Below are 24,451 nucleotides of genomic sequence, written 5' to 3'. Positions count from 1 at the left end.
GGCGTGGACGAGGTCGTTGCAGTTCTGGAGCTCCTGGCCGACGACGAGAGCCTGACGGGAGAGGGGATCGGTGCCGTCCTGGAACGGCTGGGCTGGGGCGTGGCGCGCCAGGTGACGGGCGCCGCGTTCCCCCGTGTCTGGCGCAAGAACGACCTCCTGGCGGGTATCGAGGGGGACGCTCCACAGGTGCGCCTCGCTGTCACCCTGTGGGAGCGCGAGGTCGACGAGGAGGCCGGCTTCGACGCGCTGGAAGCGCTGTACGACGAGTCCGCGCAGGTAGTCGGGCGGATCGCACACGAGGTGGAGACCGGTGTCCTTGCCGGGCGCCTCGCCCGACTGGACGGTGGCCAGACGGTGGGCATCGACTACATCGAGCAGCGGGCCTGGGGCCTGGGACGTCGGTCGCTGCTCGTCGGTGCGGTCCAGGACGACACGGAACTGCCGGTGAGGGTCGACGCCGTCGTTTCATGAACTCGGGCGTGCGGTGAGTACCGGCGCGATGTCTGACGTGCCGCAGCGGAATCTGGCCGTCTACCGGCTCCTGCCGAGCCTGAGCGACTACGCGACGCTGCGTCTGGACGGTCCCGACCAGAGCAGGCTCATGCGGTGGCAGCGGAGCGGGGACGATTCGGGCCGGCCGACCGGGCTGCGTGCCGAATGGATGGACGACTCCGCGCCCAGGAGCGAGTTCCCCAGCGGCAGTCCCGGAGCGCCTGTGCTCAGCCGCCGTCTGGCCGAGGGGTTCGGGGACGAGTTGCTGTCGGCCGGAAGCCTGGTCCCCGTCGAGATCCGCAACGGCAAGGGCGACGACTACGTCCTTCTCCTCGTCGACCAGGTGGTCGACTGCCTCGATCTCCGCAGGTCGTCCAGGCCGAAGCGGAACGGCGAGATCAAGAAGCCGGTGTACCGTCCCGAGGCACTGCCGACCCGGCTGCCTGCGTTCCGCCTGCCGCAGTTCCCTCGTGCCGTCCAGTGGAACGGTTGGGCCGTCGACCGGCTGCTCGACCTCACGATGGACCAGATCGAGGCCCGTCTGACCTGGTCGGAGGAGCCCGCGGCCAAGCCCCATCCCGATCCCTGGGGATTCTGACCGAAAGCGAGCCTCGGCAACGACGACTGGTCGTGACGCGCCCCGACACCGCCGGCGTCTCCGGGGGGGAATAGCTGGTGGATCTCAACGAAGGCACGGCCGACTGTGTCCGGGACGTTGTGACCGAGATGATCTCGCGGCTCGGTATGTGTCGATGCTCCCAGTACAGACTTCGATTCTTCGGGGAGAAAAGGGAGCTCACGCGGCTGCGTTGATGTCCAGCCCCGCCTCACGGCATGCACGACAGTAGGCCCCTGGTGCGGGTGTGCGGATCGCGCGCTCGCAGCCCTCGCAGCTGTGCAGCGGGGAAGGGACAGCGTGGGTCTCACCCGATGACAGAGATGACGGAGGGGTCGGTGCGGGAGGCGGCAGGCACTCCGTGAGGCGGTGCGCCAGTAGGGCCGCTGGGTGGCGGGGCTTGGGCGGGAGGTTCGCCGTGAGGCTGTGGCGTACGGCCTCGGAGGAAACGCCACGTTCCAGCCAGGCGGCGACGGCGGGGGTGAGACGGCGGACGTCCCGTTCGGGCAGGACGAGGCGGCGGTCGTCGTGGTGGAGCGTGGCGAGCAGGGCGGCGGCGGTGCGGTGGCGTTCGATGTCGGGCGTTCGGGGTTCGGGGAGAGGGGGTTTGGTCGCGGGCTCGGAGGCGGGCTCAGGGGCCGTCTTGGGTTCGGGGCCGGTTCTTTGTGCCGGGGGTGCTTCTTGCCGGGGTGGTGGGAGAGCGTCCCGAGGTTCGGCGGGCTGGGGTGGACAGTCGGGAAGCGCATCGGGGCACGGTGTCGAGGCTGTCAGGGGCTGGGGCTGGTTGTACGACACCGTGTGCGTGACGAACCTGCCGTTGGAGAGGCGTTCGCGGACCTGGGCCAGGTAGCCGTGGGCTTTGAGTTCGCGCAAGGCGGCGGCGATACGGGTCTCGCCCTCGGTGAAGCGGCCGGCGAGGGTCTTGATGTCGACGCGGGACTGGCCGGGCAGCGACTGGATGTGGACGGCGAGCCCGATCGCGGTGAGGGAGAGCTTCCGATGCTGGGCGAGATGGTTGCCGACGATCGTGAAGCGGGTGGTGTGCGGGGTGTTGATGTGGGTGACGCCGCGGGGATTCAGCGGCTGGGCGCACGCGGGCGCGCTAGAGTTCTGGGTACCCATCGGGAAGCTCGATTCTTCCTCGGTGGTCAGGCCCTCGCACTGGGATTGCAGTCCCGGCGGGGGCCGTCGCATGTCTGCGGTTGTGGTCGGTCGGGGCGAGCATATGCCAGCGAACCGGGCCGAAATCCAGCCGAGTTGGGGATCACCACTCTTCCGGGTGACCAGGGTTGCTGTGGGGGATCGGTGGGGCGGGGAGGGTTTGGAGGGGTACTTGCCCCGGGTCTCCGGAAAAGCTTTGATCACGCGTCGGGCCGGGTTGTGGGGTACCGGGACGTGACCCGCCGCGATCCGGTGGGGCGGACATCGACTTCGGCCCAGACGGCCTTGCGCGGGGCGGGCCCGTGGGCCACGCCCCAGCGGTCGGCGAGCGCGCTGGTGGAGGAGAGTCTGCGCTGACCGTCAGTCCCACAGCCTCGTCGTTTTGAAGGGCCGTGAGAGCGTGGCTCGGCGCGACCGCGCCGGTCGGAATGCGGAATGAGTTACATGGTTGACATAAGCGGTGAATTGAGTCGGCTGTCCAATCTTGACGAACTCAGCGGCCAGGCCGTGGAGGGAGTCCTCACCGGCGCCGGGTGGACGGGGGAGCGCAGGAACCCCGCGAAGGCATGGGCCACCACCTGGCGGCGCGACGATGCCAGCGCATGGGTGCAGGGGAACGCGCCTGTGGAGGTGCAGTTCACTCTCTGGCACCGCGATGTCGAGGACGAGCGGCCGGATCCGGACACCTACATCGAAGAGCTCTACGACGCGGCGGCGGCAGAACTCCCGGCGGTCGTCTCGCAGCTGACATCCGGAGTCCTCGGACCGCGGCTCCAGGAGTCGGACCGGGATCTGACAGGTGACGAGGACTTCATCGACCACCGGGCGTGGCTCCTCGCGGACAAGGTCGTTCTGGCCGGGATCAAGCACAGTGACACCGACGCGCCCGTCCAACTCGTCGTCGTACTGCGCGAGGACACCCCGGATGCCGACGACGAGGACGACGAGGACGACGACTGGTCGTGACGCGCCCCGAGGTCGCCGGCGTCTGATGGGCGGAAAGCCTGATGGACCTCGACGAGGGCATGGCCGAGTACTTCCGGGACAGCGCGAAGGAGATGGGGACGCCCCCGAATAAACCATGGATCTTCAGTCCACCGTCACCGCGTTCCCGCGGGCCACGCCGATCGACGGCCTCGACTGTGCCTGGACGTGGCGTCTGAACCCGGTGCTGAACTTCGCGGGGGCGCTGACTGCCGACGGCACCCGGCTTCTCCAGATGAACCAGGTGCGCAGGCACGACGAGGCGCTGGCGGGTGCGGTCCTGGCCTTCGCCCGCGCGCACGAGGCGGAGCTGATCGTCGAGGGACGTTTCCTGACTTGCGTCGGCGGCTTCGAGGCGCTCGGATACTCCTTCGACGCCGTCGCGGCCACCGTTCCCGCAGTGCACGGCCACCACCGGGTCCGGATCCCCGACCTCATGCCTCTGACCACCATCGTCTTTCCCGCGTACCGATGCGAGTTCTCGGGGCGGGAGACACTGGAGGAGGCAGAGGCCAGGTATCACAAGATGCTGCCCACCGCGGACATCGGCCGCGGGCCCGTGCCGTTCCTGAAGATGCGCTACGACAACCCGCGTACCGGGGGCGGCAGCAACAACCCGGGGCGGGCCCTGGCCGGGCCCGAGGTTCTGCCGGCCGAGATCGCGGAGCTGAGGAACGCTCCCGGCGGGTTCGTGGAGTACGAGAACCACGCCGGTGACGTACGGCGTGTGGAATGGGACCCGACCGGCACGTGGGTGCTCTCCGATGCGTGCGGGAGGCAGGAGTTGGGGCTCGACGAGCTTCTGCCCACGGTGGCGGAGACCCTGCGCCGGTCGCGTTCTTGATCAACTGAGCGTGAGGGGGCTGGTATGGACATGGGTTACGACCAGACCTGTTCCTGGTCCCCGGAGACCGACGGTGCGCTGCGCCGGGCGGGTTGGCGGGACGACCATACGGTGCCGACCGACACCTGCGAGTGGATCCTGCGGGAACGCGGTTCTTCCGTGCCCCACGAGGCGGCGAGGCGGTTCCTGTGACGTATCCCCAGGGGCCGAGGAGCGACTACGAAACGCTGCGTCTGAACGGGACGGACCAGAGCCGGCTGATGCGCTGGCAGCGTCTGGGCGGTGAACCGCCTGACCTGGTCCGAGGACCCGGCGGCCAAGCCTCACCCCGACCCCTGGGGATTCTGATCGCGCCCTGTCCGACGCCGAGCGTCAGCGCAAGGTGGGTACGCCGCCCCCCTCGGCCCGCGTCAGTGTGACTCCGGTCAGGCCGCGCAGTCGGCGTTCCGCGAGAGCCGCGAGCCGGCCGGCGGTCGGCGGGGCGGAGCCCAGGCCGATGGCGTAGCGGACCGGGTTCGTGGTGAAGGGGCGGGGCCAGGCATGGCAGTCGGGGACCGACGTGGAGAGGTCGGTGAGGAGGGCTCGCATTCTGCCCCGCACCCGGCCCTCGTCCGCGTCCCGGCCCACGGTCAGGACCGCCCAGGCCGCGTGGCGGCGGTGGAGCGGGGGCGGGGCGATGAGTTCGGCCCGGGGGTAGGGGTCCGTGGTTCCTTCCAGCAACTCCCAGGCCCGGAACAGCTCCTGGGCCACCAGGTCACGCATGCCCGCCGTCACCTGGTCGGTGCAGGGGCGTACGGGGGCGGAGGGGGTCGTGACGGTGAGGGGGAGGAGGGGCTGGGTCGGATCGGGTGTCCGGCCCACCGGTTCCCGCCAGTCCCAGGCCGCCCAGGTCGCGAAGAAGTGCCGTAGGAGCTCGCCCGGCGCGAGGTCGCCGGCCTCGGCCGTGGCGCGGGCGGCCAGGACGGACCAGGCCAGGCCCGGCAGGCCGCCGAACGGCGCCGAGTCCAGGCCCCGGGCCTTCGCCCAGGCCTTGACCCGCGTGGCCAGCAGGGCGAAGGCGGGCCCGCGCCCGCCCACCGAGGCCAGCACCGCGTCGGCGTCGCTCACCGCGCTGAGCGCGATCGCGGCCGCCTCGCCCAGCTCGGTCCGGCGCGCAACCGCCTCCGCGGGGTCCGTCGCACCTGTGGTGACCACGAGCAGGTCCACGTCCAGCCCGTCGATCCGCAGCCGCAGACCGGGTACGCGGGCCCCGACCACCTCGCGCACGTCCGTCGCCTCGGGGAGAGCCGCCGCCAACCGTGCCCGTACGGCGGGGAGTCCCACCGTGCCGGGCAGCGCCGCCACCAGGTCCAGGTCCGCACCGGGCAGCGCGCAGCCCATGCGCCGGGAGCCGACGACGTGTACGACGGCCTCGGGGAACGCGTCCTCGATGCGGCGGGTGGTCTCCTCGGCCACCCGCGTCACCGTGTCCTCGTCCTCCGCCCCGCCCCGAGCGGCCTCCTCGGCCACCCGCGTCACCGTGTCCTCGTCCTCCGCCCCGCCCCGAGCGGCCTCCTCGGCCACCCGCGTCACCGTGTCCTCGTCCTCCGCCCCGCCCCGAGCGGCCTCCTCGGCCACCCGCGTCACCGTGTCCTCGTCCTCCGCCCCGCCCCGAGCGGCCTCCTCGGCCACCCGCGTCACCGTGTCCTCGTCCTCCGCCCCGCCCCGAGCGGCCTCCTCGGCCACCCGCGTCACCGTGTCCTCGTCCTCCGCCCCGCCCCGAGCGGCCTCCTCCGCCCACCGCACCTCGCCCGTCCCCAGCGTCACCGTGGCCCGCACCCGCATCGGCTCGTCCCCGCGCCGCGAGAGCAGCGCCAGTTCGCCGACCCTGACTGGCATCGGGGCGAGCCGGGCCGCGCAGGCGTCGGCCAGGGCGTTCGGGTCGGTGGTGCGGCCCAGGCTGAGGTGGGGGGTGAAACCGCTGCGGCGGCCGCCGCAGCGGGGGAAGTGGCGCAGGAGTGTGCGGTGCAGGTCGGCCCAGGGCTCCTCACCCGTGGCGGCGGGGTCGAGCCAGACGGTCGCGTCGTCCCGGTGGCCGAACCACTGCACCCCCTCCAGGCGGGCGTCGAAGGGAGCGGTGGCGGCCGTCGCGAGCACCGCCGCCGCCCGTTCGAAGGTGTGTTCCGGTACGAATCCGAAGAGCAGGTTCACGTGCGGGGGCCAGCGTCGGATCTGCGGGTCGTGGTCCCGGCGGATCTCCTGCAGCGGGGCCCACAGCTCCTCGGGCGGGAGCCACGCCAGCGCCGTGCGGGGCGTCGGTCCTTCGGCAAGTGACTCCAGGGCGTCCGTCTCCGGAGCGCCCACCGCGAACTCGGCCAGGACACCGTAGTGGTCGGAGACGAACGTCCCCTCCGCCGACGGCACGTCACCGCACAGTCCGGCGCGCCGTGCCCGCAGCCCCTCCCCGCGCAGCAGCACCCGGTCCAGCCGCGAGGCCCGGCCCGTCAGCGAGGAGATCGCGGCCAGCGGATTGCTGCCCGGGTCGAAGGTCGGGGTCGTGTCGTCGGCGCCGTGCACCTCGCTCCACGCGTCCCGCAGGCCCAGCGTCAGCTGCGGTGTGTGGCCGCCGTCGTTGAAGTCACCCAGCACGAGCAGATCGGCGTCCACGCCCGCCAGGCCCTCGGCGATGCGGGTGAGTTCGGCCTCGCGGCGGTCGGCGCCGTTCTCCGAGTGGTCGCTGCTCAGATGGGTCGCCGCGATGACCACGGGACGTCCGCCCGCCTCCACGACGAGGGCGGTCACCGCCTTGTGCGGGCCCAGTTCGTGGTGCGCGGCCTCGATGACCGGGAGCCGGCTCAGGAGCAGCAGACCGCACGTGTCGACGTCCCGCCCGCGCGGGTCCGTGCCCAGGGTCCAGCCCGCCCGCACCCAGTCCTCGTCCAGCAGGAGGGCGAGGAGTTCCGCCTCGACCTCCTGCAACGCGATCACGTCCACGTCCGCGTCGCGCAGCGCCCGCAGCAGGAGAGGCCTGCGCCGGGCGCTGTCGATGCGGTCGGCGTCGTACCGGTCCCAGAGGGTGTTCCAGGTCAGTACCCGCACGCCGCCGGATTCCCGCCCACCGCCGGACGCGTCCCCGCGTCGAGAGGGGGCGGGACCCCAGTCCGCGCCGTCCCACGCGTACGGCGTACGGGCCGTGAAGAACGGCGCGCGGAGCAGCCGGGCCTCGCGAACCCGCCCCGCCTCCGTCGCGTCGATCCGGTCCAGCCCCGCGGCCCGGTCCCACACCACCTCGCCGTCGGCCTCGATGAACAGCACCCGGTGCCAGGGGATCTCGCCCCCAGGCACGAACGCGGGCAGCGGGACCCGCTTGGGCGCGGCGCCGCGCTGGAGGACGCCCAGGACGAAGCGGGCCGGATCGAAACGCGCGTCCCAGCGCACCCGGTGGTAGATCTCCTCGCTCGTACGCACGCGTCAGACCTCTTCCTCGACGGTCCCGCTCGCCCCGACGTACCAGGTGCGGTGAGCGTCGCCGGGATACGGCGGGACGAAGCGCCGCAGCTGGCCGGTGAGCACGTCGGGCGGCACCGGGTGCTCGCGGCGGGTGTTTCGCCGTACCAGCTCGTCCTCGTCGACCAGGACCACGGCGTGCGTGATCAGGGCGTCACGGCGGTGGGCGATCCCGTGCACCAGCGAGCGCTGCTGCTTGGTGAGGGACGTGGCGTCCCACACCACGGTCCCGCCGCCGGCCAGGGCCCGGTCCAGCCGGCCGAGACCCTCGCGGAGGACCTCGCCGTTGGCCCGCTGGTCGGCGCGTGAGCCGCGCGCCTCGCGCAGGTCGTCCAGGGAGACGTACGCGTCCACGTCCGGGAGCCCCCGTGCGAAGGTGCTCTTGCCGCTGCCGGCCGGGCCGACCGTCTGCACCAGCTTCGGGAACGCGCCGGACCGCCAGCGCCAGGTCGCGGCGACGGCCTCGTCGGCACTGCCGATCCGCCCCAGCGCGTACGCCTCCCGGGCCTCGGCCCGGCACCGGGCGGCCGTGTCGGCCGGCAGTTCCGCGAACGCCTCCCGCAGCCCGAGGCTCCGCACGTCCTCGGCGTGCAGCGCCGACCACTCCACCTGCTCGCGCGCCGCGTCCGTGTGCGCGGTGGCCCGGGCAACCGCGTGCAGCAGGCCCAGGTCGGCGGCGTACGACAGGCGCACCAGACCGGCCCGCCGGTCCTCGTCCGGATACGGCCGGTGCAGCGACGGCTGCAGCCCCACGAGGTCGGCGACCCGGCGGGCGAGCGGTATGCCCGCCACCGTGGCGAGCCGTGCCGCCAGCCGCCCCCGCCGCACCCCGTGCAGCAGCGCGGCCAGGACGCCGGCCAGCAGGTCGTCCCCGGACCGTCCCGCCGGATCGAAGCGGCCGACGGCCCGTGCGTCCCCCTCACCGGGCAGTCCCACGGCCTCCTCCAGCGCCCGCACGTCGACCGCCGCTCCCGATCGCACCGCCCACAGGGCCGCCCCGGCCCCGAGCCCGTTCTCGACGACGGCCGCGTGCATCCAGTGCGTGTCCGTCCGCACATGTCCCGCCCGCACCCACTTGGCCACGCGCTCCCCGAACTCCTGCGCGGCGAACCCGTCCGCGACCCGGACGACGTATCCCTCCTGCCGTTCGGGATCCAGCCGCAGAGCGCGCAGCGCCCGCTCGTCGAACACGCCCCGCCACAGCACCCGGGGGACGGGAACGCCGAGCCCGCGCAGGAAGACCACCGTGCGGTCCCAGTCCAGGCAGCGGCCCTCCCCGTCCCACACCGAGAAGCCGTAGAAATAGCTCACCAGGTCGTCGTACGGGATCGAGTGCCGGGCGAACATGTTCTCCCCGCACACCCGCCACCCCTCCGGGAGGGCGTGGCCGATCCGGGCCTGGAGTGCCTTGACCCAGGTGCGGGAGGGATGGTGGGCCGAGTCCAGCGAACGGGCGTGCAGGCCGTCGGCGTAAAGTGTGGTGTTCTCGCCGTCGAGCTTCTCGGTCACGACGACCTCGCGGCCGTGCAGGCCGGACAGGTCGGTGACCCGGAGGTCGTCGGCGCTCGCGCCGGGCGACCACGGCAGATGCCGGGTCCGTGGATAGTGCGTACGCATGGTGAACGTCCCCCGTGACAGCCGTCGTGCCTGCTCAGCGTAGGGGCGTCGGGCCACGGCGGGCGAGCGGGTTTCGGTGCGGCCGGGACCCGGCCGAGTCTCTCGGGAACGCCGCGGGGGAGGGCCCGGGTTTGACGTGCGTCACTCCGGGGGTATGCTCCCCGGCCCGATTGGCCAGCCCCCCACCCTCTGTGGCAGACTGTCGGAGTTGCTCGGTCGAGTGTTGATGCTGCGCGCCTCCCGCCGGGAGGACCGGAAGCGAGTCCCACAGTACTCGTCGTCCTAACTGCCACTACGGCAGCACTGGGGCGGACGTACGGGAATCTTTCGGGAAGTGCGGTGCGGCACCGGCCAGGCACCCGGTGGGCCTTCCGCCCCCGGCTTGCGGTTCCGGAAGGGCCGTGTGCATTCCCCGCAGGGATGTTCGAACAAGGGGCATCTGTGTCAGCGGGAGCGCGACACGCCCGACCGCGTGGGTCGGAGAAGGTAGGCGGAACCGCCGGGTTCCAGAGCGTGCAGAGAAGGACTACTGAGTAGCCATGGCGGGACAGAAGATCCGCATCCGGCTCAAGGCCTACGACCACGAGGTCATCGACTCCTCGGCGAAGAAGATCGTCGAGACGGTGACCCGCACTGGTGCGTCGGTCGCGGGCCCGGTGCCGCTGCCCACTGAGAAGAACGTGTACTGCGTCATCAAGTCGCCGCACAAGTACAAGGACTCGCGCGAGCACTTCGAGATGCGCACCCACAAGCGCCTGATCGACATCCTCGACCCGACCCCCAAGACCGTTGACTCTCTGATGCGACTCGACCTTCCGGCCGGTGTCGACATCGAGATCAAGCTCTGAGGCCGGTGATCTGAGAATGGCTAAGCAGATCAAGGGCATCCTGGGCGAGAAGCTCGGCATGACGCAGGTGTGGGACGAGAACAACCGTGTTGTTCCGGTCACCGTCGTCAAGGCCGGCCCCAACGTCGTCACCCAGGTCCGTACCAACGACGTCGACGGCTACGAGTCGGTCCAGATCGCCTTCGGCGAGATCGACCCGCGCAAGGTGAACAAGCCCCTCAAGGGCCACTTCGCCAAGGCCGACGTCACCCCCCGCCGTCACCTCGTCGAGATCCGTACGGCCGACGCCTCCGAGTACACCCTCGGTCAGGAAGTCACCGCCGAGGTCTTCGAGGCCGGCGTGAAGGTCGACGTCACCGGCAAGAGCAAGGGCAAGGGCTTCGCCGGTGTCATGAAGCGTCACAACTTCAAGGGCCTCGGCGCCGGTCACGGCACCCAGCGCAAGCACCGCTCGCCCGGTTCCATCGGTGGCTGTGCCACCCCGGGCCGCGTGTTCAAGGGCCTCCGCATGGCGGGTCGCATGGGCAACGAGCGTGTCACCACCCAGAACCTGACCGTCCACGCCGTTGACGCGGAGAAGGGTCTGCTGCTCATCAAGGGCGCGGTTCCCGGTCCGAACGGCGGCCTCGTCCTGGTCCGCACCGCGGCCAAGGGGGCCTGAGGTAACCGATGAGCACTGTTGACATCCTTTCGCCTGCCGGCGAGAAGACCGGTAGCGTCGAGCTCCCCGCGGAGATCTTCGGCGTGGAGAAGGTCAGCATCCCGCTGATCCACCAGGTCGTCGTCGCGCAGAACGCTGCCGCCCGCCAGGGCACGCACAAGACGAAGACCCGTGGCGAGGTCCGTGGTGGCGGCAAGAAGCCGTACCGCCAGAAGGGCACCGGCCGCGCCCGTCAGGGCTCGACCCGCGCGCCGCAGTTCGCCGGCGGTGGCGTCGTCCACGGCCCGCAGCCGCGTGACTACTCGCAGCGCACCCCGAAGAAGATGAAGGCTGCCGCCCTGCGTCACGCCCTCACCGACCGGGCGCGCCACAACCGCATCCACGTCGTCACCGGCGTGGTCGAGGGCGAGTCCCCCAGCACCAAGGCCGCTCGCACGCTGTTCGGCAAGATCTCGGAGCGCAAGAACCTGCTCCTGGTCGTCGACCGCGCCGACGAGGCCGCGTGGCTCTCCGCCCGCAACCTGCCCCAGGTCCACATCCTGGAGCCGGGCCAGCTGAACACGTACGACGTGATCGTCTCGGACGACGTGGTCTTCACCCAGGCCGCTCTCGAGTCCTTCGTCGCCGGCCCGAAGGCCAACGACACCGAAGGGACCGAGGTCTGATGGCTACCCGTCACCCGAGCATCGCCTCGAAGGCGGCCAAGGCCGCCAAGGCCGCGCGCGTCGCCAAGGCGAAGCGCCACGCCGCCGAGGGCAAGAACACCGTCGAGACCCCGCTCAGCAAGTCGTTCACGGACCACCGTGACGTGCTGCTGAAGCCGGTCGTCTCGGAGAAGAGCTACGCGCTCCTGGACGAGAACAAGTACACGTTCGTCGTCGCCCCGGGTGCCAACAAGACCCAGATCAAGCAGGCCGTCCAGGCGGTCTTCTCGGTCAAGGTCACCGGGGTCAACACCCTCAACCGCCAGGGCAAGCGCAAGCGCACCAAGACCGGTTTCGGTCAGCGCGCGGGCTCCAAGCGCGCGATCGTGACCCTCGCCGAGGGCGACCGTATCGACATCTTCGGCGGTCCGACCGCGTAAGCGGGTCGGATCGTCCGATATCGGACGAGGACTGAGAAATGGGAATCCGCAAGTACAAGCCGACTACGCCGGGCCGTCGTGGCGCCAGCGTCGCCGACTTCGTCGAGGTCACGCGGTCCACGCCGGAGAAGTCGCTGGTCCGCCCGCTGCACAGCAAGGGCGGCCGTAACAACGCCGGTCGTGTGACCGTTCGCCACCAGGGTGGCGGACACAAGCGCGCCTACCGAGTGATCGACTTCCGTCGTCACGACAAGGACGGCGTGCCGGCGAAGGTCGCGCACATCGAGTACGACCCCAACCGCACCGCGCGCATCGCGCTGCTGCACTACGCGGACGGCGAGAAGCGCTACATCCTCGCCCCGCGCAACCTGCAGCAGGGCGACACCGTGGAGAACGGTCCCGGGGCCGACATCAAGCCGGGCAACAACCTGGCCCTCCGCAACATCCCGGTCGGTACCACGGTCCACGCGATCGAGCTCCGTCCCGGTGGTGGCGCCAAGTTCGCCCGCTCCGCGGGCGCCTCGGTGCAGCTGCTCGCCCGTGAGGGCGCCATGGCGACCCTCCGTATGCCGTCCGGCGAGATCCGCATGGTGGACGCGCGCTGCCGCGCCACCGTCGGTGAGGTCGGCAACGCCGAGCAGTCGAACATCAACTGGGGCAAGGCCGGCCGCAAGCGGTGGCTGGGCGTCCGCCCGACCGTCCGTGGTGTCGTCATGAACCCGGTCGACCACCCGCACGGTGGTGGTGAGGGCCGGACCTCCGGTGGCCGTCACCCCGTGTCCCCGTGGGGCAAGAAGGAAGGCCGTACTCGTTCGCCCAAGAAGGCGTCGAACAAGTACATCGTCCGCCGCCGCAAGACGAACAAGAAGCGCTAGGAGCGGGTTTAGATGCCGCGCAGTCTCAAGAAGGGGCCCTTCGTCGACGACCACCTGATCAAGAAGGTGGACGCCCAGAACGAAGCCGGCACCAAGAACGTCATCAAGACCTGGTCCCGTCGCTCCATGATCGTGCCGGCCATGCTCGGCCACACGCTTGCGGTGCACAACGGCAAGACCCACATCCCGGTGTTCGTCACCGAGTCGATGGTCGGTCACAAGCTCGGCGAGTTCTCGCCGACGCGCACCTTCCGGGGTCACGTCAAGGAAGACCGGAAGTCGAAGCGCCGCTAGCAGCGGATCGCATTCAGACACGTAAGTAACTGAGAGGGACAACCATGGAAGCCAGGGCCCAGGCGCGGTACATCCGCGTTACGCCCATGAAGGCCCGCCGCGTGGTGGACCTTATCCGTGGCATGGATGCCACGGAGGCTCAGGCTGTTCTGCGATTCGCTCCGCAGGCAGCCTCCGTGCCGGTCGGCAAGGTGCTCGACAGCGCCATCGCCAACGCCGCGCACAACTACGACCACACCGACGCCGACAGCCTCTTCATCTCCGAGGCGTACGTCGACGAGGGTCCGACCCTGAAGCGGTTCCGGCCGCGCGCCCAGGGCCGTGCCTACCGGATCCGCAAGCGGACCAGCCACATCACCGTGGTCGTCAGCAGCAAGGAAGGAACCCGGTAATGGGCCAGAAGGTTAACCCGCATGGGTTCCGGCTCGGTGTCACCACGGACTTCAAGTCCCGGTGGTACGCCGACAAGCTGTACAAGGACTACGTCAAGGAAGACGTCGCCATCCGTCGGATGATGACGTCCGGCATGGAGCGCGCCGGCATCTCGAAGGTGGAGATCGAGCGCACCCGTGACCGTGTGCGTGTGGACATCCACACCGCGCGTCCGGGCATCGTCATCGGCCGCCGCGGCGCCGAGGCCGACCGCATCCGCGGTGACCTGGAGAAGCTGACCGGCAAGCAGGTCCAGCTGAACATCCTCGAGGTCAAGAACCCGGAGACGGACGCTCAGCTGGTGGCCCAGGCCGTCGCCGAGCAGCTCTCCTCCCGCGTCTCCTTCCGCCGTGCCATGCGCAAGAGCATGCAGTCGGCGATGAAGGCCGGCGCCAAGGGCATCAAGATCCAGTGCGGTGGCCGCCTCGGCGGCGCCGAGATGTCCCGCTCGGAGTTCTACCGCGAGGGCCGTGTGCCCCTGCACACGCTCCGCGCGAACGTGGACTACGGCTTCTTCGAGGCCAAGACGACCTTCGGCCGCATCGGTGTGAAGGTCTGGATCTACAAGGGCGACGTCAAGAACATCGCCGAGGTCCGCGCCGAGAACGCCGCTGCCCGCGCCGGCAACCGCCCGGCCCGTGGCGGTGGCGCTGGTGACCGCCCGGCCCGTGGTGGCCGTGGTGGCGAGCGGCGCGGTCGCAAGCCGCAGCAGGCTCCCGCTGCCGAGGCCCCCCAGGCCGAGGCCGCCGCCGCTCCGGCTGCTGAGAGCACCGGAACGGAGGCCTGACCGACATGCTGATCCCCCGTAGGGTCAAGCACCGCAAGCAGCACCACCCGAAGCGTCGCGGTGAGGCCAAGGGCGGTACCACGGTCGCGTTCGGCGAGTACGGCATCCAGGCCCTCACGCCGGCGTACGTGACCAACCGCCAGATCGAGGCGGCCCGTATCGCGATGACCCGCCACATCAAGCGTGGCGGCAAGGTCTGGATCAACATCTACCCGGACCGCCCGCTGACGAAGAAGCCTGCCGAGACCCGCATGGGTTCCGGTAAGGGTTCTCCGGAGTGGTGGATCGCGAACGTGCACCCGGGTCGGGTCATGTTCGAGCTGTCCTACCCCAACGAGAAGATCGCCCGTGAGGCGCTCCTTCGCGCGGCCCACAAGCTGCCGATGAAGTGCCGGATCGTCAAGCGCGAGGCAGGTGAAGCGTGATGTCGGCCGGTACCAAGGCGTCCGAGCTGCGCGAGCTGGGCAACGAGGAGCTTCTGGGTAAGCTCCGCGAGGCCAAGGAAGAGCTGTTCAACCTCCGCTTCCAGGCGGCCACGGGTCAGCTCGAGAACCACGGCCGTCTGAAGGCGGTCCGCAAGGACATCGCGCGGATCTACACCCTGATGCGCGAGCGTGAGCTGGGCATCGAAACGGTGGAGAACGCCTGATGAGCGAGAGCAATGTGACTGAGAAGACCGAGGCGCGCGACAGCTTCCGCAAGACCCGTGAGGGTCTCGTCGTCAGCGACAAGATGGACAAGACCGTCGTCGTCGCCGTCGAGGACCGCGTCAAGCACGCGCTGTACGGCAAGGTCATCCGCCGTACGAACAAGCTCAAGGCGCACGACGAGCAGAACGCCGCCGGCGTCGGCGACCGCGTCCTCCTCATGGAGACCCGGCCGCTGTCCGCCACGAAGCGGTGGCGCGTCGTCGAGATCCTCGAGAAGGCCAAGTAATTTCCTGCGGGGCAAACCCCGCAGGACAGTTCCGCCAGGCTCTGGGCGGGTGTGCGAGGTGCGCACCCGCCCGGGGAACCGGCAGACAAACAGGAGATAGACGTGATCCAGCAGGAGTCGCGACTGCGCGTCGCCGACAACACTGGTGCGAAGGAGATCCTTTGCATCCGTGTGCTCGGTGGCTCCGGTCGCCGCTACGCGGGCATCGGTGACGTCATCGTCGCCACCGTCAAGGACGCGATCCCCGGTGGCAACGTGAAGAAGGGTGACGTCGTCAAGGCGGTCATCGTTCGCACCGTCAAGGAGCGCCGCCGTCCGGACGGCTCGTACATCCGCTTCGACGAGAACGCCGCCGTCATTCTGAAGAACGACGGCGACCCTCGCGGCACCCGCATCTTCGGCCCGGTCGGCCGTGAGCTGCGCGAGAAGAAGTTCATGAAGATCATCTCGCTCGCGCCGGAGGTGCTGTAAGCATGAAGATCAAGAAGGGCGACCTGGTCCAGGTCATCACCGGCAAGGACAAGGGCAAGCAGGGCAAGGTCATTGCCGCTTACCCGCGCGACGAGCGTGTCCTGGTCGAGGGTGTCAACCGGGTCAAGAAGCACACCAAGGCCGGTCCGACCGCTCGCGGTTCGCAGGCCGGCGGCATCGTCACGACCGAGGCGCCGATCCACGTCTCCAACGTCCAGCTGGTCGTTGAGAAGGACGGCAACAAGGTCGTCACGCGTGTCGGTTACCGCTTCGACGACGAAGGCAACAAGATCCGCGTTGCCAAGCGGACGGGTGAGGACATCTGATGGCTACCACCACTGCTCCGCGTCTGAAGCTGAAGTACCGCGAGGAGATCGCGGGCAAGCTGCGTGACGAGTTCAAGTACGAGAACGTCATGCAGATCCCCGGTCTCGTCAAGATCGTGGTCAACATGGGTGTCGGCGACGCCGCCCGTGACTCGAAGCTGATCGAGGGCGCGATCCGCGACCTCACCACGATCACCGGTCAGAAGCCGGCCGTCACCAAGGCCCGCAAGTCCATCGCGCAGTTCAAGCTGCGTGAGGGTCAGCCGATCGGTGCCCACGTCACGCTCCGTGGCGACCGCATGTGGGAGTTCCTGGACCGCACCCTGTCGCTCGCGCTGCCGCGCATCCGCGACTTCCGCGGCCTGTCCCCCAAGCAGTTCGACGGCCGTGGCAACTACACCTTCGGTCTCACGGAGCAGGTCATGTTCCACGAGATCGACCAGGACAAGATCGACCGTACCCGGGGTATGGACATCACCGTGGTGACCACGGCGACCAACGACGCTGAGGGCCGCGCGCTCCTTCGTCACCTCGGCTTCCCGTTCAAGGAGGCGTGAGCGAGATGGCGAAGAAGGCTCTGATTGCCAAGGCCGCCCGCAAGCCCAAGTTCGGGGTGCGTGGCTACACGCGCTGCCAGCGCTGCGGCCGTCCGCACTCCGTGTACCGCAAGTTCGGCCTGTGCCGCGTGTGCCTTCGTGAGATGGCTCACCGTGGCGAGCTGCCGGGCGTGACCAAGAGCTCCTGGTAATCCCCGCTTTTAGGGATTCCAGAGGCTCTCGGTAAGCAATGGGCGTGTCAGGCGCCCGCCCCTTCATGGCTTAGGCTTGGAGGGTTGGGCGCCTGACGGTCGCCCGTACGACTTACTACGCCGTAGGTCCACCGCGCCGCACCCGTCCCGTCTCGGATCGGGGAGAGGGATGGCGCACCAGGAAACCCCGGCGAGAGAGGCCGAAGGCCAATTCATGACCATGACTGATCCGATCGCAGACATGCTGACGCGTCTGCGGAACGCGAACTCGGCGTACCACGACTCTGTGACGATGCCGGCGTCCAAGATCAAGTCTCACATCGCGGAGATCCTCCAGCAGGAGGGCTTCATCACGGGCTGGAAGGTCGAGGACGCCGAGGTCGGCAAGAACCTCGTCCTGGACCTGAAGTTCGGTCCCAACCGTGAGCGCTCCATCGCGGGCATCAAGCGGATCTCCAAGCCCGGTCTCCGGGTGTACGCGAAGTCCACCAACCTGCCGAAGGTGCTCGGCGGCCTGGGCGTGGCGATCATCTCCACGTCGCACGGGCTCCTCACTGACAAGCAGGCCGGCAAGAAGGGCGTAGGCGGAGAAGTCCTCGCCTACGTCTGGTAGCAGAAGGGAACGGAGGAAACAGCTATGTCGCGCATCGGCAAGCTCCCCATCGCGGTTCCCGCCGGCGTGGACGTCACCATCGACGGTCGCACGGTGAAGGTCAAGGGCCCCAAGGGCGAGCTGACCCACACCATCGTGGCTCCGATCGACATCGCCAAGGGCGAGGACGGCACTCTCGCGGTGACCCGCCCCAACGACGAGCGTCAGAGCAAGGCCCTGCACGGCCTGTCCCGCACGCTGGTGGCGAACATGATCACCGGCGTGACCCAGGGTTACGTGAAGAAGCTCGAAATCAGCGGTGTCGGTTACCGCGTGACCGCCAAGGGCTCGAACCTCGAGTTCGCGCTCGGTTACAGCCACCCGATCCTGGTCGAGGCCCCCGAGGGCATCACCTTCAAGGTCGAGGCTCCGACCCGTTTCTCGGTCGAGGGCATCGACAAGCAGAAGGTCGGCGAGGTCGCGGCCAACATCCGCAAGCTGCGCAAGCCCGACCCGTACAAGGCCAAGGGCGTCAAGTACGAGGGCGAAGTCATCCGCCGCAAGGTCGGAAAGGCGGGTAAGTAAGCCATGGCATACGGGCAGAAGATCCTCAAGGGCGACGCCTACAAGCGCGCCGCGATCAAGCGCCGTCACATCCGGATCCGCAAGCGGATCGCCGGTACGGCGGAGCGTCCCCGTCTGGTCGTGACCCGCTCCAACCGCCACATCGTGGCGCAGGTGATCGACGACCTCAAGGGCCACACCCTGGCTTCCGCGTCCACGCTTGACGCGTCGGTCCGTGGTGGCGAGGGCGACAAGTCCGCGCAGGCCAAGCAGGTCGGCGCCCTGGTCGCCGAGCGTGCCAAGGCCGCCGGCGTCGAGGCCGTGGTGTTCGACCGTGGTGGTAACCAGTACGCCGGCCGCATCGCGGCTCTGGCGGACGCCGCCCGCGAGGCCGGGCTCAAGTTCTGAGCCGCTTGTAGCTAGCGGAAAGAGAGAGGTAATCCAATGGCTGGACCCCAGCGCCGCGGTGGCGGTGCCGGTGGCGGCGAGCGGCGGGACCGGAAGGGCCGTGACGGCGGCGCTGCTGCCGCCGAGAAGACCGCGTACGTTGAGCGCGTTGTCGCGATCAACCGCGTCGCCAAGGTTGTGAAGGGTGGTCGTCGCTTCAGCTTCACCGCGCTGGTCGTGGTGGGCGACGGTGACGGCACCGTGGGTGTCGGTTACGGCAAGGCCAAGGAGGTGCCGGCCGCCATCGCCAAGGGTGTTGAGGAGGCCAAGAAGCACTTCTTCAAGGTCCCCCGTATCCAGGGCACCATCCCGCACCCGATTCAGGGTGAGAAGGCTGCCGGCGTCGTCCTGCTCAAGCCCGCGTCCCCCGGTACCGGTGTTATCGCCGGTGGCCCGGTGCGTGCCGTGCTCGAGTGCGCCGGTATCCACGACGTGCTGTCGAAGTCGCTCGGCTCCGACAACGCGATCAACATCGTGCACGCGACCGTGGAGGCCCTGAAGGGCCTGCAGCGTCCCGAGGAGATCGCGGCCCGCCGCGGTCTGCCCCTGGAGGACGTCGCTCCCGCGGCTCTGCTGCGGGCGCGTGCCGGGGCGGGTGCGTAATCATGGCGCAGCTCAAGATCACGCAGGTCAAGTCCTACATCGGCAGCAAGCAGAACCACCGTGACACCCTGCGTTCCCTTGGTCTCAAGGGCATCAACACGCAGGTCGTCAAGGAGGACCGCCCCGAGTTCCGCGGCATGGTGCACACCGTCCGCCACCTCGTGACGGTCGAGGAGGTCGACTGATCATGGCGGAGAACAACCCGCTCAAGATCCACAACCTCCGTCCCGCCCCGGGCGCCAAGACCGCCAAGACCCGTGTCGGTCGTGGTGAGGCGTCGAAGGGTAAGACGGCCGGTCGTGGTACCAAGGGTACGAAGGCCCGCTACCAGGTTCCGGAGCGCTTCGAGGGTGGGCAGATGCCCCTCCACATGCGTCTTCCGAAGCTGAAGGGCTTCAAGAACCCGTTCAAGACCGAGTTCCAGGTCGTGAACCTCGACAAGCTGGCCGCGCTGTACCCGGAGGGTGGCGAGGTCACCGTCGAGGGTCTCGTCGCCAAGGGTGCCGTTCGCAAGAACAGCCTCGTCAAGGTCCTCGGCCAGGGTGAGGTCTCCGTGGCGCTGCAGGTGACGGTCGACGCCGTCTCCGGCTCCGCCAAGGAGAAGATCACCGCCGCCGGCGGCACCGTCACCGAGCTCGTCTGATCGTTTCGGACGTCTCGATGGCGTAAGCGAATCCCGACCGGGGATACCTCACAATGGGGTATCCCCGGTTGGTCGTTCCTAGGGGGGCAGTGCGGCCGGTAAGGTGGCCAGCACTGTTCTTCTTCCCATTCGTCGAACCTCAAGACCGTCACCCTTGACGCACTTGCGCGGGGGTCGCAGGAGGCACCGTGCTCACCGCGTTCGCCCGGGCGTTCAGGACGCCCGACCTGCGCAAGAAGCTGCTCTTCACGCTGGGCATCATCGTGGTCTACCGGGTCGGTACGCACATCCCGATCCCGGGTGTGAACTACACGTCGGTGCAGCAGTGCGTGAAGGAGGCCTCTGGCAACCAGGGTCTCTTCGGCATGATCAACATGTTCAGCGGTGGCGCGCTGCTGCAGATCACGATCTTCGCGCTGGGCATCATGCCGTACATCACGGCCAGCATCATCCTTCAGCTGCTGACCGTGGTCATCCCGCGCCTGGAGGCCCTGAAGAAGGAGGGCCAGGCCGGTACGACGAAGATCACGCAGTACACCCGTTACCTGACGGTGGCCCTGGCCATCCTCCAGGGCACCGGCCTGGTCGCCACCGCCCGCAGCGGCGCGCTCTTCAACGGCTGCTCGGTCGCGTCGAGCATCGTCCCGGACCAGTCGATCTTCACGACGATCACGATGGTCGTCTGCATGACCGCCGGTACGGCCGTCGTCATGTGGCTCGGCGAGCTGATCACCGACCGCGGCATCGGCAACGGCATGTCGATCCTGATGTTCATCTCGATCGCCGCGACCTTCCCGTCCGCGCTGTGGGCCATCAAGAAGCAGGGCACGCTGGCCGACGGCTGGATCGAGTTCGGCGCGGTCATCGCGATCGGCCTGGTCATGGTCGGGCTCGTCGTCTTCGTCGAGCAGGCCCAGCGCCGCATCCCGGTGCAGTACGCGAAGCGCATGATCGGCCGTCGTTCCTACGGTGGCACGTCCACGTACATCCCGCTCAAGGTGAACCAGGCGGGTGTGATCCCCGTCATCTTCGCCTCGTCGCTGCTGTACATCCCGGCTCTCGTGGCTCAGTTCGCGGGCGGCAACTCGGGCTGGAAGAGCTGGATCGAGCAGAACCTGACCAAGCAGGGTGACAGTCCCACGTACATCACCCTGTACTTCCTGCTCATTGTTTTCTTCGCGTTCTTCTACGTGGCGATCTCCTTCAACCCCGAGGAAGTCGCCGACAACATGAAGAAGTATGGTGGCTTCATCCCGGGCATCCGGGCTGGCCGACCGACCGCTGAGTACCTGTCGTACGTGCTCAACCGGATCACCTGGCCGGGTTCGCTGTATTTGGGGCTGATCGCTCTCGTACCGACAGTGGCGTTGGTCGGCTTCGGGGCGAGCCAGAACTTCCCGTTCGGCGGGACCAGCATCCTCATCATCGTGGGTGTCGGTCTCGAGACGGTGAAGCAGATCGAGAGCCAGCTCCAGCAGCGCAATTACGAAGGGTTCCTCCGCTGATGCGTATCGTCCTCGTCGGGCCGCCGGGCGCCGGTAAGGGAACGCAGGCCGTCCGCCTTGCCGAGATGCTGGGCATTCCGCACATCTCCACGGGCGACCTGTTCCGCGCCAACATCAGTAAGCAGACCGAGCTCGGCAAGCTCGCCAAGTCCTACATGGACGCCGGTGACCTCGTACCCGACGAGGTCACCATCGCCATGGCCAAGGACCGCATGGAGCAGCCGGACGCGGCGAACGGCTTCCTGCTGGACGGGTTCCCGCGCAACGTCTCGCAGGCCGAGGCGCTGGACCGGCTGCTGAGCGACGAGGGCATCGAGCTGGACGCCGTCCTGGACCTGGAGGTCCCGGAGGAGGAGGTCGTCAAGCGGATCGCCGGCCGGCGCGTCTGCCGCAACGACTCGTCGCACGTCTTCCACGTGACGTACAGCCCGCCGAAGCGGGAAGGTGTGTGCGACATCTGCGGCGGCGAGCTGTACCAGCGTGACGACGACTCCGAGGACACCGTCCGCACCCGGCTGGAGGTCTACCACACGCAGACCGAGCCGATCATCGACTACTACAAGGCACAGGGGCTGGTCGTGACGATCTCCGCCCTGGGTCCGGTGGACGAGATCACAAAGCGGGCGCTGGAGGCGCTGAAGCGCGAGAAGGCCGAGAACAACTAGATCGCGGTTCTTCCGGCCGCGGCGCCCTCCCCGGACCACCTCCGGGAACTCCAGGGCGCCGCGGCCGTACTGTTGTACAGACACCCCAGTCGACGCGAGTGATGGAGAGCGCAGGCCACCCATGGTGCAGATCAAGACCCCCGAGCAGATCTCCAAGATGCGGGCGGCGGGCCTGGTCGTGGCTGCGATCCACGCGGCCACCCGCGAGGCGGCGGTCCCCGGCGCCAGCACCAAGGACCTGGACGAGGTGGCCCGCAAGGTCCTCGCCGAGCACGGCGCCAAGCCGAACTTCCTCGGCTACGGCGGTTTCCCCGCCACCATCTGCACCTCCGTCAACGAGGTGGTCGTCCACGGCATCCCGTCGGAGGACGTCGTCCTCAAGGACGGCGACATCATCTCCATCGACTGCGGCGCGATCGTCGACGGCTGGCACGGCGACGCGGCCTACACGGCCTTCGTAGGCTCCGGGCACGCTCCGGAGCTGATCGAGCTCTCCCGGGTGACCGAGGAGTCGATGTGGGCCGGCATCGCGGCGATGAAGCAGGGCAGCCGCCTGGTCGACGTCTCGCGGGCCATCGAGACCTACATCCGCCGCCAGCCGAAGCCGGGCGGCGGCCGGTACGGCATCATCGAGGACTACGGCGGTCACGGCATCGGCACCGAGATGCACATGGACCCGCACCTGCTGAACTACGTAGACCGGCGGCGGGGCAAGGGGCCGAAGCTGGTGCCCGGGTTCTGCCTGGCCATCGAGCCGATGGTGTCGCTGGGCACGCCCCGGACCCAGGTGCTCCAGGACGACTGGACGGTCATCACGACGGACGGCACCTGGTCCTCGCACTGGGAGCACAGCGTGGCGCTGACCGAAGAGGGGCCGCTGGTGCTGACGGCTCCCGACGGGGGCAAGGCCAAGCTCGCCGAGCTGGGGATCACCGCCGCGCCGGATCCGCTGGGCTGAGCATCGTTCGCGGCCGCCGTGGGGACTGGTCGCGCAGTTTTCCCCCAGCCTTCCGCCGGGGTGCCCGCAGCGCATCTGCCCGGGCGCTCCGGCCGGCGCCCCTCACCATGTGTCGCGCGCTTAATGATCTGTGTTCTGGGGCAGGCTTTCCCGATTCGTCTTTCCGGGTGCGCTGACGTAGACTGACTCGTCGGCTCTCGTGCACCCGCATGTCCGCATGCGCCCGCGAGGAATCCCGAGTGGGATGCGTGGGAGTCGATCAAGGTAGTCGATTCGAAGGGCGAAGCGTGGCCAAGAAGCAAGGTGCCATCGAGATCGAGGGCACTGTCGTCGAGTCTCTTCCGAACGCCATGTTCAAGGTCGAGCTCCAGAACGGCCACCAGGTCCTGGCACACATCAGCGGCAAGATGCGTATGCACTACATCCGTATCCTCCCTGACGACCGGGTCGTGGTGGAGCTGTCTCCGTACGACCTGACGCGTGGCCGGATCGTCTACCGATACAAGTAGATCTTGCCCACGTCCCGTGTGAGCGGGGCCGCCGGCAACTGACCCGGAGAACCTCAATCCCATGAAGGTCAAGCCGAGCGTCAAGAAGATCTGCGACAAGTGCAGGGTGATCCGCCGTCACGGTCGGGTCATGGTCATCTGCGAGAACCCGCGCCACAAGCAGCGCCAGGGCTGACGCACGACCGATCCCTCTGCATCCATCGCAGAGATTCGCGCGACGCAAGCTGAACATGTTCATACGCAGAATCCAGGTGCCACGGCGCCTGACACCCCCGGTTCGGAGGCCGGGGACCCAGTTCGTACCTGACACGGCGGCTGGGAACCGGTTCTGCGGAAGACCTCCGAAGATCACCAGGAGCCATTGAATGGCACGCGTTTCCGGTGTTGACATCCCGCGCGAAAAGCGCGTGGAGGTCGCGCTCACCTACGTGTTCGGCATCGGCCGGACACTCTCGCAGCAGACGCTGGCCGAGACCGGCATCGACCCGAACACCCGCGTTCGCGACCTGACCGAAGAGCAGCTGGTCGCCATCCGCGAGTACGTCGACAACAACATCAAGACCGAGGGTGACCTCCGTCGCGAGATCCAGGCCGACATCCGCCGCAAGGTCGAGATCGGCTGCTACCAGGGTCTGCGTCACCGTCGCGGTCTGCCCGTCCGCGGTCAGCGCACCAGCACCAACGCCCGCACCCGCAAGGGTCCGCGTCGCGCCATCGCCGGTAAGAAGAAGCCGGGCAAGAAGTAGTCCGCAGCGGACAACGCTTCATCAGCGGTCTTCGCTGTAGGACCGACCACCTCCCCGTAGGAGTTACTAGATGCCCCCCAAGGGTCGTCAGGGCGCTGCCAAGAAGGTGCGCCGCAAGGAAAAGAAGAACGTCGCTCACGGCCACGCGCACATCAAGAGCACGTTCAACAACACGATCGTCTCCATCACGGACCCGTCCGGCAACGTGATCTCCTGGGCCTCCGCCGGCCACGTCGGCTTCAAGGGCTCCCGGAAGTCCACGCCGTTCGCCGCGCAGATGGCGGCCGAGTCGGCTGCCCGCCGTGCCCAGGAGCACGGCATGCGCAAGGTCGACGTGTTCGTGAAGGGCCCGGGTTCCGGTCGTGAGACCGCGATCCGCTCCCTGCAGGCCACGGGCCTCGAGGTCGGCTCCATCCAGGACGTCACCCCGACCCCGCACAACGGCTGCCGTCCGCCGAAGCGCCGTCGCGTCTGACCTCGCTTCGCAGGACTGCTCGGGCGGTACGGCTCCGTAAGGGTCGTGCCGCCCGTACCCTTGCAGTACCGCGCTCTTACAG

General features: G+C 68.7%; 36 protein-coding genes. 33 read left to right on the top strand and 3 right to left on the bottom strand.

Going from position 1 to position 24,451, the window contains the following annotated elements:
- Window positions 1-3: 3 nt before the first annotated feature.
- Window positions 4-471, top strand: coding sequence for a hypothetical protein (locus tag BLW82_RS17310; protein ID WP_093499651.1), 468 nt, complete (start codon window positions 4-6; stop codon window positions 469-471).
- Window positions 472-499: 28 nt separating this feature from the next.
- Complete coding sequence (locus BLW82_RS17305) at window positions 500-1,090, top strand: hypothetical protein (RefSeq protein WP_093499650.1); 591 nt, start codon at window positions 500-502, stop codon at window positions 1,088-1,090.
- 198 nt (window positions 1,091-1,288) lie between these two features.
- Here the strand turns inward: BLW82_RS17305 and BLW82_RS17300 are convergent, their stop codons facing one another.
- Window positions 1,289-2,230 (bottom strand): DNA-binding protein, encoded by a 942-nt coding sequence (locus BLW82_RS17300; protein WP_093499649.1) that lies wholly within the window; start codon window positions 2,228-2,230, stop codon window positions 1,289-1,291.
- Window positions 2,231-2,713: 483 nt separating this feature from the next.
- Here BLW82_RS17300 and BLW82_RS17295 point away from each other — a divergent pair, with 483 nt between their 5' ends.
- The 3 genes from BLW82_RS17295 to BLW82_RS44450 all read left to right on the top strand — a co-directional run bounded on the left by BLW82_RS17295 (window position 2,714) and on the right by BLW82_RS44450 (window position 4,289).
- Window positions 2,714-3,235 carry a hypothetical protein gene (locus tag BLW82_RS17295; RefSeq protein WP_143063674.1) on the top strand — a complete coding sequence of 174 codons (522 nt, stop codon included), beginning with the start codon at window positions 2,714-2,716 and terminating at the stop codon, window positions 3,233-3,235.
- A gap of 115 nt (window positions 3,236-3,350) precedes the next feature.
- Window positions 3,351-4,097 carry a hypothetical protein gene (locus BLW82_RS17290; protein ID WP_093499647.1) on the top strand — a complete coding sequence of 249 codons (747 nt, stop codon included), beginning with the start codon at window positions 3,351-3,353 and terminating at the stop codon, window positions 4,095-4,097.
- Between the two features lie 24 nt (window positions 4,098-4,121).
- A complete protein-coding gene (locus BLW82_RS44450) occupies window positions 4,122-4,289 on the top strand; it encodes a hypothetical protein (RefSeq protein ID WP_177232979.1) in 168 nt (55 codons plus the stop codon).
- Window positions 4,290-4,469: 180 nt separating this feature from the next.
- On the opposite strand, the gene BLW82_RS17285 is transcribed toward BLW82_RS44450, so the two are convergent.
- Complete coding sequence (locus BLW82_RS17285; protein ID WP_093499646.1) at window positions 4,470-7,544, bottom strand: poly(A) polymerase; 3,075 nt, start codon at window positions 7,542-7,544, stop codon at window positions 4,470-4,472.
- A gap of 3 nt (window positions 7,545-7,547) precedes the next feature.
- On the bottom strand, window positions 7,548-9,200 hold the full coding sequence (locus tag BLW82_RS17280; protein ID WP_093499645.1) for an RNA ligase family protein: 1,653 nt from the start codon (window positions 9,198-9,200) through the stop codon (window positions 7,548-7,550).
- 539 nt (window positions 9,201-9,739) lie between these two features.
- Here BLW82_RS17280 and rpsJ point away from each other — a divergent pair.
- From rpsJ to rpsK, 28 genes are all read left to right on the top strand, one after another.
- Window positions 9,740-10,048 (top strand): 30S ribosomal protein S10, encoded by a 309-nt coding sequence (gene rpsJ / locus BLW82_RS17275; protein ID WP_003948644.1) that lies wholly within the window; start codon window positions 9,740-9,742, stop codon window positions 10,046-10,048.
- Window positions 10,049-10,064: 16 nt separating this feature from the next.
- Window positions 10,065-10,709, top strand: a complete 645-nt coding sequence (gene rplC / locus BLW82_RS17270; RefSeq protein WP_062706771.1) for a 50S ribosomal protein L3 — start codon at window positions 10,065-10,067, stop codon at window positions 10,707-10,709.
- 8 nt (window positions 10,710-10,717) lie between these two features.
- Window positions 10,718-11,374: a 50S ribosomal protein L4 gene (rplD, locus tag BLW82_RS17265; RefSeq protein ID WP_093499644.1), complete on the top strand. Its 657-nt coding sequence runs from the start codon at window positions 10,718-10,720 to the stop codon at window positions 11,372-11,374.
- Complete coding sequence (rplW, locus tag BLW82_RS17260; RefSeq protein ID WP_093499643.1) at window positions 11,374-11,793, top strand: 50S ribosomal protein L23; 420 nt, start codon at window positions 11,374-11,376, stop codon at window positions 11,791-11,793. The genes rplD and rplW overlap by 1 nt, the downstream gene beginning before the upstream one ends.
- A 38-nt stretch (window positions 11,794-11,831) precedes the next feature.
- Window positions 11,832-12,668, top strand: a complete 837-nt coding sequence (rplB, locus tag BLW82_RS17255; RefSeq protein ID WP_093499642.1) for a 50S ribosomal protein L2 — start codon at window positions 11,832-11,834, stop codon at window positions 12,666-12,668.
- Between the two features lie 12 nt (window positions 12,669-12,680).
- A complete protein-coding gene (gene rpsS, locus BLW82_RS17250; protein WP_023547380.1) occupies window positions 12,681-12,962 on the top strand; it encodes a 30S ribosomal protein S19 in 282 nt (93 codons plus the stop codon).
- A gap of 44 nt (window positions 12,963-13,006) precedes the next feature.
- A complete protein-coding gene (gene rplV / locus BLW82_RS17245; protein WP_003974262.1) occupies window positions 13,007-13,354 on the top strand; it encodes a 50S ribosomal protein L22 in 348 nt (115 codons plus the stop codon).
- Window positions 13,354-14,181 (top strand): 30S ribosomal protein S3, encoded by an 828-nt coding sequence (rpsC, locus tag BLW82_RS17240; RefSeq protein WP_093499641.1) that lies wholly within the window; start codon window positions 13,354-13,356, stop codon window positions 14,179-14,181. The genes rplV and rpsC overlap by 1 nt, the downstream gene beginning before the upstream one ends.
- 5 nt (window positions 14,182-14,186) lie before the next feature.
- Entirely contained in the window at window positions 14,187-14,606 is a 420-nt protein-coding gene (rplP, locus tag BLW82_RS17235) for a 50S ribosomal protein L16 (RefSeq protein WP_093499640.1), read from the top strand.
- Entirely contained in the window at window positions 14,606-14,830 is a 225-nt protein-coding gene (gene rpmC / locus BLW82_RS17230; RefSeq protein WP_018564811.1) for a 50S ribosomal protein L29, read from the top strand. The genes rplP and rpmC overlap by 1 nt, the downstream gene beginning before the upstream one ends.
- Window positions 14,830-15,117 carry a 30S ribosomal protein S17 gene (gene rpsQ, locus BLW82_RS17225; protein ID WP_093499639.1) on the top strand — a complete coding sequence of 96 codons (288 nt, stop codon included), beginning with the start codon at window positions 14,830-14,832 and terminating at the stop codon, window positions 15,115-15,117. The genes rpmC and rpsQ overlap by 1 nt, the downstream gene beginning before the upstream one ends.
- 102 nt (window positions 15,118-15,219) lie before the next feature.
- A complete protein-coding gene (gene rplN, locus BLW82_RS17220; RefSeq protein WP_003998823.1) occupies window positions 15,220-15,588 on the top strand; it encodes a 50S ribosomal protein L14 in 369 nt (122 codons plus the stop codon).
- A gap of 2 nt (window positions 15,589-15,590) precedes the next feature.
- On the top strand, window positions 15,591-15,914 hold the full coding sequence (gene rplX / locus BLW82_RS17215) for a 50S ribosomal protein L24 (RefSeq protein WP_053674523.1): 324 nt from the start codon (window positions 15,591-15,593) through the stop codon (window positions 15,912-15,914).
- Window positions 15,914-16,471, top strand: a complete 558-nt coding sequence (gene rplE, locus BLW82_RS17210) for a 50S ribosomal protein L5 (RefSeq protein WP_093499638.1) — start codon at window positions 15,914-15,916, stop codon at window positions 16,469-16,471. The genes rplX and rplE overlap by 1 nt, the downstream gene beginning before the upstream one ends.
- Window positions 16,472-16,476: 5 nt before the next feature.
- A complete protein-coding gene (locus tag BLW82_RS17205) occupies window positions 16,477-16,662 on the top strand; it encodes a type Z 30S ribosomal protein S14 (RefSeq protein ID WP_003948630.1) in 186 nt (61 codons plus the stop codon).
- A 214-nt stretch (window positions 16,663-16,876) separates the two neighbouring features.
- Window positions 16,877-17,275: a 30S ribosomal protein S8 gene (rpsH, locus tag BLW82_RS17195; protein WP_030420829.1), complete on the top strand. Its 399-nt coding sequence runs from the start codon at window positions 16,877-16,879 to the stop codon at window positions 17,273-17,275.
- 24 nt (window positions 17,276-17,299) lie between these two features.
- Window positions 17,300-17,839, top strand: coding sequence for a 50S ribosomal protein L6 (gene rplF, locus BLW82_RS17190; RefSeq protein WP_093499637.1), 540 nt, complete (start codon window positions 17,300-17,302; stop codon window positions 17,837-17,839).
- A 3-nt stretch (window positions 17,840-17,842) separates the two neighbouring features.
- Window positions 17,843-18,226, top strand: coding sequence for a 50S ribosomal protein L18 (gene rplR / locus BLW82_RS17185; RefSeq protein ID WP_030860987.1), 384 nt, complete (start codon window positions 17,843-17,845; stop codon window positions 18,224-18,226).
- A 36-nt stretch (window positions 18,227-18,262) separates the two neighbouring features.
- Window positions 18,263-18,868 carry a 30S ribosomal protein S5 gene (gene rpsE / locus BLW82_RS17180; protein WP_009190144.1) on the top strand — a complete coding sequence of 202 codons (606 nt, stop codon included), beginning with the start codon at window positions 18,263-18,265 and terminating at the stop codon, window positions 18,866-18,868.
- Window positions 18,869-18,870: 2 nt separating this feature from the next.
- Complete coding sequence (gene rpmD, locus BLW82_RS17175) at window positions 18,871-19,053, top strand: 50S ribosomal protein L30 (protein WP_003974250.1); 183 nt, start codon at window positions 18,871-18,873, stop codon at window positions 19,051-19,053.
- Between the two features lie 2 nt (window positions 19,054-19,055).
- Window positions 19,056-19,511, top strand: coding sequence for a 50S ribosomal protein L15 (gene rplO / locus BLW82_RS17170; protein ID WP_007443991.1), 456 nt, complete (start codon window positions 19,056-19,058; stop codon window positions 19,509-19,511).
- A 188-nt stretch (window positions 19,512-19,699) separates the two neighbouring features.
- The gene (gene secY, locus BLW82_RS17165; protein WP_093499636.1) at window positions 19,700-21,016 is read left to right on the top strand and encodes a preprotein translocase subunit SecY; all 1,317 of its coding nucleotides are present in this window, start codon (window positions 19,700-19,702) and stop codon (window positions 21,014-21,016) included.
- Window positions 21,016-21,681, top strand: a complete 666-nt coding sequence (locus tag BLW82_RS17160; RefSeq protein ID WP_093499635.1) for an adenylate kinase — start codon at window positions 21,016-21,018, stop codon at window positions 21,679-21,681. Before secY ends, BLW82_RS17160 begins: the two co-directional genes overlap by 1 nt.
- 121 nt (window positions 21,682-21,802) lie before the next feature.
- A complete protein-coding gene (gene map, locus BLW82_RS17155; RefSeq protein ID WP_093499634.1) occupies window positions 21,803-22,639 on the top strand; it encodes a type I methionyl aminopeptidase in 837 nt (278 codons plus the stop codon).
- Between the two features lie 287 nt (window positions 22,640-22,926).
- Entirely contained in the window at window positions 22,927-23,148 is a 222-nt protein-coding gene (gene infA, locus BLW82_RS17150) for a translation initiation factor IF-1 (protein ID WP_003948620.1), read from the top strand.
- Between the two features lie 61 nt (window positions 23,149-23,209).
- Complete coding sequence (gene rpmJ / locus BLW82_RS17145; protein WP_003998809.1) at window positions 23,210-23,323, top strand: 50S ribosomal protein L36; 114 nt, start codon at window positions 23,210-23,212, stop codon at window positions 23,321-23,323.
- A gap of 190 nt (window positions 23,324-23,513) precedes the next feature.
- On the top strand, window positions 23,514-23,894 hold the full coding sequence (gene rpsM / locus BLW82_RS17140; protein ID WP_031167100.1) for a 30S ribosomal protein S13: 381 nt from the start codon (window positions 23,514-23,516) through the stop codon (window positions 23,892-23,894).
- Window positions 23,895-23,964: 70 nt separating this feature from the next.
- On the top strand, window positions 23,965-24,369 hold the full coding sequence (gene rpsK / locus BLW82_RS17135; protein ID WP_003956432.1) for a 30S ribosomal protein S11: 405 nt from the start codon (window positions 23,965-23,967) through the stop codon (window positions 24,367-24,369).
- The last annotated feature ends 82 nt before the right edge of the window (window positions 24,370-24,451 follow it).

It is taken from the genome of Streptomyces sp. Ag109_O5-10 (assembly GCF_900105755.1).
Lineage (GTDB): Bacteria > Actinomycetota > Actinomycetes > Streptomycetales > Streptomycetaceae > Streptomyces.
This window is presented reverse-complemented; position numbering and strand designations above follow the sequence as displayed.

Bases quoted from the DNA above. Each gene is read 5' to 3' on its own strand.
- BLW82_RS17305 (WP_093499650.1), top strand. From the start codon at position 500: ATGTCTGACGTGCCGCAGCGGAATCTGGCCGTCTACCGGCTCCTGCCG.
- BLW82_RS17300 (WP_093499649.1), bottom strand. From the start codon at position 2,230: ATGGGTACCCAGAACTCTAGCGCGCCCGCGTGCGCCCAGCCGCTGAAT.
- BLW82_RS17295 (WP_143063674.1), top strand. From the start codon at position 2,714: ATGGTTGACATAAGCGGTGAATTGAGTCGGCTGTCCAATCTTGACGAA.
- BLW82_RS17290 (WP_093499647.1), top strand. From the start codon at position 3,351: ATGGATCTTCAGTCCACCGTCACCGCGTTCCCGCGGGCCACGCCGATC.
- BLW82_RS44450 (WP_177232979.1), top strand. From the start codon at position 4,122: ATGGACATGGGTTACGACCAGACCTGTTCCTGGTCCCCGGAGACCGAC.
- BLW82_RS17280 (WP_093499645.1), bottom strand. From the start codon at position 9,200: ATGCGTACGCACTATCCACGGACCCGGCATCTGCCGTGGTCGCCCGGC.
- rpsJ (WP_003948644.1), top strand. From the start codon at position 9,740: ATGGCGGGACAGAAGATCCGCATCCGGCTCAAGGCCTACGACCACGAG.
- rplC (WP_062706771.1), top strand. From the start codon at position 10,065: ATGGCTAAGCAGATCAAGGGCATCCTGGGCGAGAAGCTCGGCATGACG.
- rplD (WP_093499644.1), top strand. From the start codon at position 10,718: ATGAGCACTGTTGACATCCTTTCGCCTGCCGGCGAGAAGACCGGTAGC.
- rplW (WP_093499643.1), top strand. From the start codon at position 11,374: ATGGCTACCCGTCACCCGAGCATCGCCTCGAAGGCGGCCAAGGCCGCC.
- rplB (WP_093499642.1), top strand. From the start codon at position 11,832: ATGGGAATCCGCAAGTACAAGCCGACTACGCCGGGCCGTCGTGGCGCC.
- rpsS (WP_023547380.1), top strand. From the start codon at position 12,681: ATGCCGCGCAGTCTCAAGAAGGGGCCCTTCGTCGACGACCACCTGATC.
- rplV (WP_003974262.1), top strand. From the start codon at position 13,007: ATGGAAGCCAGGGCCCAGGCGCGGTACATCCGCGTTACGCCCATGAAG.
- rpsC (WP_093499641.1), top strand. From the start codon at position 13,354: ATGGGCCAGAAGGTTAACCCGCATGGGTTCCGGCTCGGTGTCACCACG.
- rplP (WP_093499640.1), top strand. From the start codon at position 14,187: ATGCTGATCCCCCGTAGGGTCAAGCACCGCAAGCAGCACCACCCGAAG.
- rpmC (WP_018564811.1), top strand. From the start codon at position 14,606: ATGTCGGCCGGTACCAAGGCGTCCGAGCTGCGCGAGCTGGGCAACGAG.
- rpsQ (WP_093499639.1), top strand. From the start codon at position 14,830: ATGAGCGAGAGCAATGTGACTGAGAAGACCGAGGCGCGCGACAGCTTC.
- rplX (WP_053674523.1), top strand. From the start codon at position 15,591: ATGAAGATCAAGAAGGGCGACCTGGTCCAGGTCATCACCGGCAAGGAC.
- rplE (WP_093499638.1), top strand. From the start codon at position 15,914: ATGGCTACCACCACTGCTCCGCGTCTGAAGCTGAAGTACCGCGAGGAG.
- BLW82_RS17205 (WP_003948630.1), top strand. From the start codon at position 16,477: ATGGCGAAGAAGGCTCTGATTGCCAAGGCCGCCCGCAAGCCCAAGTTC.
- rpsH (WP_030420829.1), top strand. From the start codon at position 16,877: ATGACCATGACTGATCCGATCGCAGACATGCTGACGCGTCTGCGGAAC.
- rplF (WP_093499637.1), top strand. From the start codon at position 17,300: ATGTCGCGCATCGGCAAGCTCCCCATCGCGGTTCCCGCCGGCGTGGAC.
- rplR (WP_030860987.1), top strand. From the start codon at position 17,843: ATGGCATACGGGCAGAAGATCCTCAAGGGCGACGCCTACAAGCGCGCC.
- rpsE (WP_009190144.1), top strand. From the start codon at position 18,263: ATGGCTGGACCCCAGCGCCGCGGTGGCGGTGCCGGTGGCGGCGAGCGG.
- rpmD (WP_003974250.1), top strand. From the start codon at position 18,871: ATGGCGCAGCTCAAGATCACGCAGGTCAAGTCCTACATCGGCAGCAAG.
- rplO (WP_007443991.1), top strand. From the start codon at position 19,056: ATGGCGGAGAACAACCCGCTCAAGATCCACAACCTCCGTCCCGCCCCG.
- BLW82_RS17160 (WP_093499635.1), top strand. From the start codon at position 21,016: ATGCGTATCGTCCTCGTCGGGCCGCCGGGCGCCGGTAAGGGAACGCAG.
- map (WP_093499634.1), top strand. From the start codon at position 21,803: ATGGTGCAGATCAAGACCCCCGAGCAGATCTCCAAGATGCGGGCGGCG.
- rpmJ (WP_003998809.1), top strand. From the start codon at position 23,210: ATGAAGGTCAAGCCGAGCGTCAAGAAGATCTGCGACAAGTGCAGGGTG.
- rpsM (WP_031167100.1), top strand. From the start codon at position 23,514: ATGGCACGCGTTTCCGGTGTTGACATCCCGCGCGAAAAGCGCGTGGAG.
- rpsK (WP_003956432.1), top strand. From the start codon at position 23,965: ATGCCCCCCAAGGGTCGTCAGGGCGCTGCCAAGAAGGTGCGCCGCAAG.